This is a genomic window from Xanthobacter sp. BG11Y11_SDJG, assembly GCF_057364445.1.
Window position 1 is genome coordinate 1 of record NZ_JBNFNU010000414.1, and the last position, 3,676, is coordinate 3,676.

Here is a 3,676-nt window from a genome sequence, read left to right on the forward strand (position 1 = left end):
CTTTGCGTCCGCCCCCGTCCTGCGGCACACCCCTCGCCGATGTCCGCCGGCCCGGCCTCGCCGGAGGTGGGCGCGTCGCGCCGATCCCGGGGAGCCCCTCATGTCCGCGTCCGTCTCTCCCCCTCGCGCCCAAGAGCCTGCCCGAGGTGCCGCCGGTGCCCCGGCGTCGCCTTCGCCACCGCCGAGGCGGGCATCCGCTACAAGGGCCGCACCGACGTGCTGCTGGTGGCGTTCGCGCCCGGCACCCAGGTGGCCGGCGTCACCACGCGCTCGCGCTGCCCGTCCGCGCCGGTGGAGTGGTGCCGCGAGCTGCTGCGGAAAGGCAAGGCCGCGGGCCTGGTGGTGAATTCCGGCAACGCCAACGCCTTCACCGGCAAGAAGGGCCGCGAGGCGACCAAGCGCACCGCCGAGATCGGCGCCAAGGCGCTCGGCTGCAAGCCCAGCGAGGTCTTCCTCGCCTCCACCGGCGTGATCGGCGAGCCGCTCGACGCCGGCAAGTTCACCGGCATTCTGGAGGCGACCGCCAGCCGCCTGACGAACGGCCCGTGGGAGGATGCCGCCCGCGCCATCATGACCACCGACACCTTCCCGAAGCTCGCCACCGCCAAGGTGCTGATCGACGACGTGCCGGTCACCATTCCGGCATCGCCAAGGGCGCCGGCATGATCGCCCCCGACATGGCGACCATGCTCTCCTTCATCTTCACCGACGCGCCGATCGCCGCGGGCGTGCTCCAGGCCATGCTGGACAAGGCGGTGAAGACCACCTTCAACGCCGTGACCATCGACGGCGACACCTCCACCTCCGACACCGTGCTGGTGTTCGCCACCGGCGCCGCCAAGGCGCGCGGCGTGCGGCCGGCGAAGGACCCCACCGACCCGCGTCTGCGCGCCTTCCGCCGCACCCTCAAGGCGGTGATGGCGGACCTCGCCGAGCAGGTGGCGCGCGACGGCGAGGGCGCCCGCAAGCTGGTGCGGGTGCATGTGAACGGCGCGGTCTCCAATAAGTCGGCGCGGCGCATCGCCATGTCGATCGCCAACTCGCCGCTGGTGAAGACGGCGGTGGCCGGCGAGGACGCCAATTGGGGCCGCGTGGTGATGGCGGTGGGCAAGGCCGGCGAGCCGGCGGAGCGCGACCTGCTCTCCATCTCCTTCGGCGGCATCCGCGTCGCCCACGAGGGCGCGCGCGACCCGTCCTATGACGAGGCGGTGGTCTCGGACTACATGAAGAACGACGTCATCGACCTCACGGTGGACCTCGGCCTCGGCCGCGGCTCCGACACGGTGCTCACCTGCGACCTCACCAAGGAATATGTGGCGATCAACGGGGATTATCGCTCGTGAAACTCACCCTCGTCGTCGCCTGCGCGCTGGTGGATGCGGACAACCGCGTGCTGGTGGCGCAGCGTCCCGAGGGCAAGGCGCTGGCGGGGCTTTGGGAGTTTCCCGGCGGCAAGATGGAGCCCGGCGAGCGGCCGGAGGAGACGCTGATCCGCGAGCTGTCCGAAGAGCTGGGCATCGCCGTGAAGGAGGCCTGCCTCGCCCCCCTCACCTTCGCGAGCCACGGCTACGAGACGTTCCATTTGCTGATGCCGCTGTGGGTGTGCCGGCGCTGGGACGGCATGGTCCAGCGCAAGGAGCACCAGGCGCTCAAATGGGTGCGCGCGGGCAGGCTGCGCGAGCTCGACATGCCGCCCGCCGACGCGCCGCTGATCCCGCCGCTCATCGATCTCCTCGGCCCCTGACGTCCGGCGGATTCCCATGCCTTCGGCGACCCTCTCCCCGGCGAGCGCCACGCGCATCGGCCTTGCCGCCATCGCGCTCTGGGCGACGCTGGCGCTGCTGACCGCCGCGACCGGGCAGGTGCCGCCCTTCCTGCTCACCGCGCTCACCTTCGCGCTCGGGGGAATGGTCGGGCTCGGCGCGGCTTTGGCAGGGCCGGGCCTCGGCGTGCTCGCGCAGCGCCCGCTGGCCTATCTCCACGGGGTGGGCGGGCTGTTCGGCTACCACTTCCTTTATTTCGCGGCGCTGAAATGGGCGCCGCCGGCGGAAGCGGGCCTCATCAACTATCTCTGGCCGCTGCTGATCGTGCTGCTCTCGGCGCTGCTGCCGGGCGGCGGGCTGAAGCGGGCGCACGTCATCGGCGCCCTCATGGGCTTCGCCGGCACCGTGGTGCTGCTGCTCGGCAAAGGCGGCTTCGGCGGCATCGAGGCACGCTACGCGCCGGGCTATCTCGCGGCCTTGGCCTGCGCCTTCATCTGGTCGTCCTATTCGGTGCTCTCGCGCCGCTTCGCCGACGTGCCGACCCAGGCGGTGGCGGGCTTCTGCCTCGTCACCGCGCTGCTCGCGGGCGCGTGCCATCTCGCCTGGGAGGAGACGGTGTGGCCCGCCGGCATCGGCCAGTGGGCGGCGGTGGCGGCGCTCGGCGTCGGCCCGGTGGGCATCGCCTTCTACGCCTGGGACATCGGCATGAAGAAGGGCGACGTGCGCCTGCTGGGCGTCGCCTCCTATGCCGCGCCGGTGCTCTCCACCTTGTTACTGGTGCTCGCCGGCTTCGCCGCCCCCACATGGTCGCTCGCCGTCGCCTGCGGGCTCATCGTCGGCGGCGCTTTTGTGGCCACGCGGCGGTGAGCCGTCCCCAACGGAGTAGCGTCATGACCCATCCCGCTCTGTCCCCAGGGGCCGTCGCCGTCGTCACCGGCGGCGCCTCCGGCATCGGCCTTGCCGCCGCCCGCCGCTTGGCCGAACGGGGCCTGAAGGTGGTGATCGCCGATCTTGCCGGCGAAAAGCTCGATGCCGCCGCCGCCGCCATCGCCGCACTGGCGAAGGGCGGGGCCGCGGACGTCCTGGCGGTGCCCACCGACGTCTCGCGCCTCGCCGACATCGCGCGCCTGGAGGCGCAGACCGCCGCCCGCTTCGGCGGCGCCGACCTCGTCATGAACAATGCCGGCATCCAGCCCGGCAGCGCCCTGTTCGGGCCGCTCGCCAACTGGGAGGCCGTCATCGGCGTGAACCTGTGGGGCATCATCCACGGCTCGCGCGTGTTCGGACCGAAGATGCTGGCCCGCGGCCGGCCGGGCCTGATCGTCAACACCGGGTCGAAGCAGGGCATCACCACCCCGCCGGGCGATCCCGCCTACAATGTCTCTAAGGCGGGGGTGAAGGCCTTCACCGAGGCGCTCGCGCACGAACTGCGCAACACGCCGGGCGGCAAGGTCTCGGCCCATCTCTTCATCCCCGGCTTCGTGTTCACCCCGCTCGCCGCCGGCGGGCGCACCGAGAAGCGGCCGGGGCGTGGTCGGCCGACCAGACCGTCGACTTCATGCTGGAGCGACTGGAGGCGGGCGACTTCTACATCCTGTGCCCGGACAATGACGTGCCGCGGGCGCTGGACGAGAAGCGCATCGCCTGGGCGGCGGGCGACATCATCGAGAACCGGCCGCCCCTCTCGCGCTGGCACGAAGACTACAAGGACGCCTTCGCGGCCTTCGTGAAGGGCGGCTGAGGCGCCCGGCCTCTCCCGGAGAGAGGGTTTTTGCAACTGCCCGCCGCAGCGCCTCTTCCCGACGTTTTCCCTACAGCGGGACGCGCTCCCTCTCCCTCAGGGAGAGGTGGGGGTGAGGGTGTCGGGCCGCCGGACCGCCGCGCCAGCGCCCGCGTTCCGCCCCGTCACCCTC

At 71.9% G+C, this 3,676-nt stretch carries 2 protein-coding genes and 2 pseudogenes; all 4 read left to right on the forward strand.

Going from position 1 to position 3,676, the window contains the following annotated elements; translation table 11 throughout:
• Nucleotides 1-66: 66 nt before the first annotated feature.
• Nucleotides 67-1,343: pseudogene (gene argJ, locus AC2W7M_RS21920) on the forward strand (bifunctional glutamate N-acetyltransferase/amino-acid acetyltransferase ArgJ).
• A complete protein-coding gene (locus AC2W7M_RS21925) occupies nucleotides 1,340-1,744 on the forward strand; it encodes a (deoxy)nucleoside triphosphate pyrophosphohydrolase (protein ID WP_486134898.1) in 405 nt (134 codons plus the stop codon). Before argJ ends, AC2W7M_RS21925 begins: the two are co-directional and overlap by 4 nt.
• Nucleotides 1,745-1,760: 16 nt before the next feature.
• Nucleotides 1,761-2,630: an aromatic amino acid exporter YddG gene (gene yddG, locus AC2W7M_RS21930; protein ID WP_486134900.1), complete on the forward strand. Its 870-nt coding sequence runs from the start codon at nucleotides 1,761-1,763 to the stop codon at nucleotides 2,628-2,630.
• Between the two features lie 23 nt (nucleotides 2,631-2,653).
• Nucleotides 2,654-3,504 (forward strand): annotated as a pseudogene (locus tag AC2W7M_RS21935) (SDR family NAD(P)-dependent oxidoreductase).
• Nucleotides 3,505-3,676: the final 172 nt, after the last annotated feature.